A 1579-nucleotide genomic window follows, 5' to 3' on the forward strand; every position below is an offset into this window, starting at 1 on the left:
AGGTGATCTTCAGCTTCACACACCCTTCAGGGGTCGATTTGATGCTCCCAGGCGTTGCGCCAAACGGACGTACGGGGAGAAATTCCGCTGGTCGCGATCATCCAGTTTCGCGACGGCAAACCAGCGCACGAGCACATCTATTGGACCCAAACAACTCATATGCCGAGGCAATCCCACCAGTGTTCGACGATGTCCTTTGATCCGGGCGCCTTACCGAGCGGATGACGATGATTATCCGGGAATGTACGTAATGCGCTGATTTGGCCCCTGCATCCCTTCGAGGAACACATCTGGAAGTCGCCATTCCTGCCCAGTCCGTCGGTGACGATCATGGCCAAATCGGGTCTGAAACGGGGTGAAGATCACCCTGGCTCATATTCATTTATGGAATCGGCTCACCCAAGGAGTGCCGCCCACGCAGGGGTGATCAGGTCAGAAGGCATGGCATTCGCCGCCACATTTCTCGGGGTGCTCTTCACCGTCACGGTAGGGCTACTTTTATAATCGCCTTGCGTTCTGCCCTACGCAGTTTCCGAGGGCCTTTCCGCCCGTGCCCGGCGGTGATATGCAACCCTCCAGTTGAAATTATGAAACTCATAGATTCTTTCTAGATAAAACAGCCTAAAATAATTCGACGTAAACGTATCAATAAAGGCGATCCACACACATGCCGAATGACGCTAACACATCCGTACTCGCTAGCATGCTCGATGAACACGGGGAGGAGTTGCTCGCCGCGTGGGTCACAATCCTCACAGCGACCGGTGGGACCGGCGGTGGCCGGATCAAGGAAATCGAACTCAGGATACAATGCCAGGATGTTCTGACCGCCTTGCGTCAGGCGGTGGCACCGGGAGGACCTGCCGAGGTCGAAAGTCCAGCTTTCACGAGGGTTCGTACGTTGCTTGGCGAGGTGTCGCGTTCACGGGCGCTTCTGGGCTTCAGCCCGACCGAAACGGCGATGTTTGTGTTTTCGTTGAAACAACCGCTGTTTGAGCGGCTCCGACGCAAACATGCAGACGATGCCTTGATGATCGCGGACGAGAGCTGGAAAATCATGCAGCTGTTCGACCAGTTAGGGCTTTACACGACGGAGATGTACCAAAAGAGTCGGGAGGCCGTGGTCGTTCGCCAACAGCAGGAAATCGTTGAGCTTTCCACTCCGGTGGTAAAGCTTTGGGAAGGTATCCTGGCGCTACCGCTGATCGGCACACTCGATTCCGTGCGCACCCAAGTCGTGATGGAGAGTTTGTTGCAAGCTATCGTTGACCAGAATGCCGAGATTGCAATCATCGATATTACCGGCGTGCCCACGGTCGACACGCTTGTCGCACAGCATTTGCTCAAAACTATCGCAGCCGCGCGGTTAATGGGGGCGGATTGCATTGTCTCGGGCATTCGCCCGCAGATTGCGCAAACCATGGTGCATCTTGGGGTTGCGCTGAACGTGGTCTCGAAAGCGTCGCTCGCAGATGCGCTGGCCCTGGCTTTGCAACGCACTGGACGCACAGTCGTGCGCAGCTCGTCGGTTACTGCGACACTACCGGCGCGGGACTGACGTCATGGATCGCATTCCGAT

Annotated in this window: 1 protein-coding gene; it reads left to right on the forward strand. The window is 56.0% G+C overall.

Features of this window, described 5'->3' with window-relative positions:
* Positions 1-667 precede the first annotated feature (667 nt).
* The gene (locus ACP5E6_RS19075; protein WP_427957073.1) at positions 668-1558 is read left to right on the forward strand and encodes an STAS domain-containing protein; all 891 of its coding nucleotides are present in this window, start codon (positions 668-670) and stop codon (positions 1556-1558) included.
* Positions 1559-1579 lie beyond the last annotated feature (21 nt).

Origin of the sequence: Acidiphilium sp., from assembly GCF_049977125.1 — a bacterium.
In the GTDB taxonomy this organism is placed as follows: Bacteria; Pseudomonadota; Alphaproteobacteria; order Acetobacterales; family Acetobacteraceae; genus Acidiphilium.

Excerpts from the sequence above, each read along its gene's own strand:
- ACP5E6_RS19075 (WP_427957073.1), top strand. The coding sequence starts at position 668 with ATGCCGAATGACGCTAACACATCCGTACTCGCTAGCATGCTCGATGAA.